The organism is Arsenophonus sp. ENCA (assembly GCF_002287155.1).
GTDB lineage: Bacteria > Pseudomonadota > Gammaproteobacteria > Enterobacterales > Enterobacteriaceae > Arsenophonus > Arsenophonus nilaparvatae.
In genome coordinates this window covers 1-3,237 of the sequence record NZ_NHNG01000404.1, presented here as the reverse complement: position 1 = coordinate 3,237, position 3,237 = coordinate 1, and the positions used below count along the sequence as shown (strand labels likewise).

The window sequence follows — 3,237 nt, the reverse complement described above, 5'->3', positions numbered from 1 at the left end:
AAATTCGTCAAGGTATAATTGATTTGGCTTATCATTAGATACTGGCAGTAATTTAAGCGGCTTGGTTTCATTTGTAACACTCTACAGAATTTTTATTCTATTTTATGTGAAATTTGCGTAAGTCCTATACCTTAATAATTTTCTGATCGATATCAACAAATTAATACCACTTGTGTGAATAGGAAATATTTAATGATACTCATTGCCAAGCAGTTTGCCAGTTTACGTCACTATTGTTACAAATTTATCCCACTAATTGCTGTTTTTTTGACCGCATGTACATTTAATCAACAATTAACAACTGAAAAAAACGGCTCAATAACCAATCCATTATGGATAAACCACCAGCAGCAACTGGTCAAGTTGACAAAATTTCAAACCCGTGGTGCTTTTGCCTATATTGGCCCAGATAATAAAACCTATGCCAAATTCTTTTGGCAACAATATACGCTGTCTAATTACCGCCTGTTACTGACCAATCCATTAGGGACAACAGAATTAGAGCTCAATGTAACCCCTGGCGTTACCCAGCTAATGGATAGAGAAGGTAAAAAATATGTCAACCATCATCCAGCACAGATGATTTATCAATTAACAGGTATGGAAATTCCAATTGAAAACCTGCCCTATTGGTTAATCGGTTTACCCACTAATGCCACATCATTCACACTAGACGAAAATGGGCTGTTAAAAACCATCGAATATAGGCAAAATGGCGAAACCTGGCATTTGAACTACCTTGCTTATCATCAGGATAGTCAGCCTAAACTACCTAGCCGGATTGAATTAACACAAGGTAAACAACGTATTAAGTTAAAAATGGACAGTTGGACGCTAAACGAATGACATTAACCTGGCCCTCTCCAGCAAAACTTAACTTATTTCTCTATATTACCGGCCGTCGAGCTGATGGTTACCATCAACTTCAGACTCTGTTTCAATTTCTTAACTATGGTGATGAAATTACCATCAAACCACGTGAAGATAATCAAATTCGGCTGCTTACACCCTTTACTAATCTGCCAGCAGAAAATAACCTTATTGTTAAAGCAGCGCGTTTATTACAGCGCTATTGGATTGAAGTAGATCGCGCTGATAGTCATCAAGGTGCCGACATTTATGTAAAGAAAAGATTACCCACCGGCGGTGGTTTAGGCGGGGGCTCTTCTAATGCAGCAACCACATTGATTGCCTTAAATCACCATTGGCAAACTCGTATTGATGATAATACTCTAGCCGAGCTTGGCCGTCAGCTCGGCGCCGATGTTCCGGTATTCGTAATAGGTCATGCAGCTTTCGCGCAAGGCATCGGTGATCAACTTTTGCCAGCCAGTCCTGCAGAAAAATGGTATTTAGTGGCCCACCCTGGAATAAATATTGCTACCCAACAAATTTTTGCTGATCCGGAATTAAAACGTAATTCCGCAAAACGCTCGTTAAGCGCATTGTTACAAGGGCCATACGCAAATGATTGTGAACCAATCGCAAGAAAACGTTTCCCTGAGGTTGAAGAGCTTATTTCATGGCTGCTAGAATATACATCATCACGTCTTACCGGCACAGGTGCTTGCGTTTTTGCTGAATTCGAAACTGAAGCTGCTGCCCGTAAGGTGTTAAATAAAGCCCCAGAGTGGGTGCAGGGTTTCGTTGCGCAAGGCGTTAACCAGTCTCCTTTGCATACATTCCGCGCTGGGATTTCCAGATATCGAGACCATCAATAATAATATTTTTTGGTCGATAATATCTTTATAGACGCAAGCCTGAGGTTTTTTACGTGCCTGATATGAAGCTTTTTGCTGGTAATGCTACACCGGAACTTGCTCAACGTGTTGCCAACCGACTGTATACGAGCCTTGGCGACGCTGCGGTTGGTCGTTTTAGTGATGGTGAGGTTAGTGTACAAATTAATGAAAATGTCCGTGGTGGTGATATTTTCATCATACAATCAACGTGTGCCCCAACAAACGACAATTTAATGGAGCTTGTTGTCATGGTTGATGCACTACGCCGTGCATCTGCTGGTCGGATCACCGCTGTCATTCCCTATTTTGGTTATGCACGTCAAGATCGCCGTGTACGTTCAGCACGTGTGCCTATTACCGCTAAAGTAGTGGCCGATTTTCTTTCCAGTGTTGGTGTTGACCGGGTCTTAACTGTCGATCTGCATGCCGAGCAAATCCAGGGGTTTTTTGATGTGCCGGTAGATAACGTTTTTGGTAGTCCGATTTTGTTAGAAGATATGCTACAACAAAATCTAGACAATCCGATCGTCGTTTCACCAGATATAGGCGGAGTAGTACGCGCCCGCGCCATTGCCAAATTATTAAATGATACCGATATGGCCATTATTGATAAACGTCGGCCACGCGCAAACGTTTCCCAAGTTATGCATATCATTGGTGATGTTGCTAATCGAGACTGTGTACTGGTTGATGATATGATAGATACCGGTGGTACCTTGTATAAAGCCGCTGAAGCACTTAAGGAACGAGGCGCTAAACGGGTCTTTGCATATGCTACCCATCCCATATTTTCCGGTAATGCCGTCGCTAATATTAAAGATTCAGTCATTGATGAGGTGGTTGTTTGTGACACTATTCCCTTATCAGCTGAAATCAAACAGCTCAATAAGGTTCGCTCATTAACGCTATCAGGCATGTTGGCTGAAGCCATTCGCAGGATCAGCAACGAAGAGTCAATCTCAGCGATGTTTGAACACTAAATAATAAATTACGCTCAGTTAAATTTTTAGCTGCCGCATTTATTAACTTAGTACTACCGAAAACCCTTTGATATTTATCACGGGATTTTTCTTTACTTTAAGATAGATTACCGACGATGCCGCTCGTCAAAATTTCGCAGCCACCAATAACGATCAGCAATGCCCTCATGACCACTCACTCTGGCACCAGCTAACCAAATCAAAGCACCAATAAAAAGACTAATCAGTGATATTTCTGCTAAATATTCGGGTAGATCTAATTGAAAAAGTGCGACAGGAAGTCGTCTGACATATTGTTTTGAAAAAGGAATGGACAAAACCAGTCATCCCATTGACTGTAACCTACCGTGACAGGCGTGGCGGGCAACTGCGGGGTCTGAAGCTCACGGGACAATGTAACCTTGCATTGTAAAATGCGATAACGAAACCGTGAGGGAATAGTTATTACCTGCAAGCATCATGCGGATGAGGTGCTAGGTTTATCGGTATGGTTAACATATGTGAACTGTTAATAA

At 41.8% G+C, this 3,237-nt stretch carries 3 protein-coding genes and 1 pseudogene; 3 read left to right on the top strand and 1 reads right to left on the bottom strand.

The window, feature by feature from the left end:
* Positions 1-192 precede the first annotated feature (192 nt).
* From lolB to prs, 3 genes are read left to right on the top strand one after another with little or no spacing between them, the layout of a single operon-like run.
* On the top strand, positions 193-846 hold the full coding sequence (gene lolB, locus CBG25_RS10610) for a lipoprotein insertase outer membrane protein LolB (protein WP_052044920.1): 654 nt from the start codon (positions 193-195) through the stop codon (positions 844-846).
* Positions 843-1,721 carry a 4-(cytidine 5'-diphospho)-2-C-methyl-D-erythritol kinase gene (gene ispE / locus CBG25_RS10605; RefSeq protein WP_290606545.1) on the top strand — a complete coding sequence of 293 codons (879 nt, stop codon included), beginning with the start codon at positions 843-845 and terminating at the stop codon, positions 1,719-1,721. Before lolB ends, ispE begins: the two co-directional genes overlap by 4 nt.
* A gap of 53 nt (positions 1,722-1,774) precedes the next feature.
* A complete protein-coding gene (gene prs / locus CBG25_RS10600) occupies positions 1,775-2,722 on the top strand; it encodes a ribose-phosphate diphosphokinase (protein WP_290606543.1) in 948 nt (315 codons plus the stop codon).
* A gap of 107 nt (positions 2,723-2,829) precedes the next feature.
* On the opposite strand, the pseudogene CBG25_RS10595 reads toward prs, so the two are convergent.
* A pseudogene (locus tag CBG25_RS10595) lies at positions 2,830-2,991 on the bottom strand (DUF2583 family protein); the annotation flags it as partial.
* Positions 2,992-3,237 lie beyond the last annotated feature (246 nt).

What these genes read in the sequence shown, in the direction of transcription:
- lolB (WP_052044920.1), top strand. Translation starts at nt 193, where the DNA reads ATGATACTCATTGCCAAGCAGTTTGCCAGTTTACGTCACTATTGTTAC.
- ispE (WP_290606545.1), top strand. Translation starts at nt 843, where the DNA reads ATGACATTAACCTGGCCCTCTCCAGCAAAACTTAACTTATTTCTCTAT.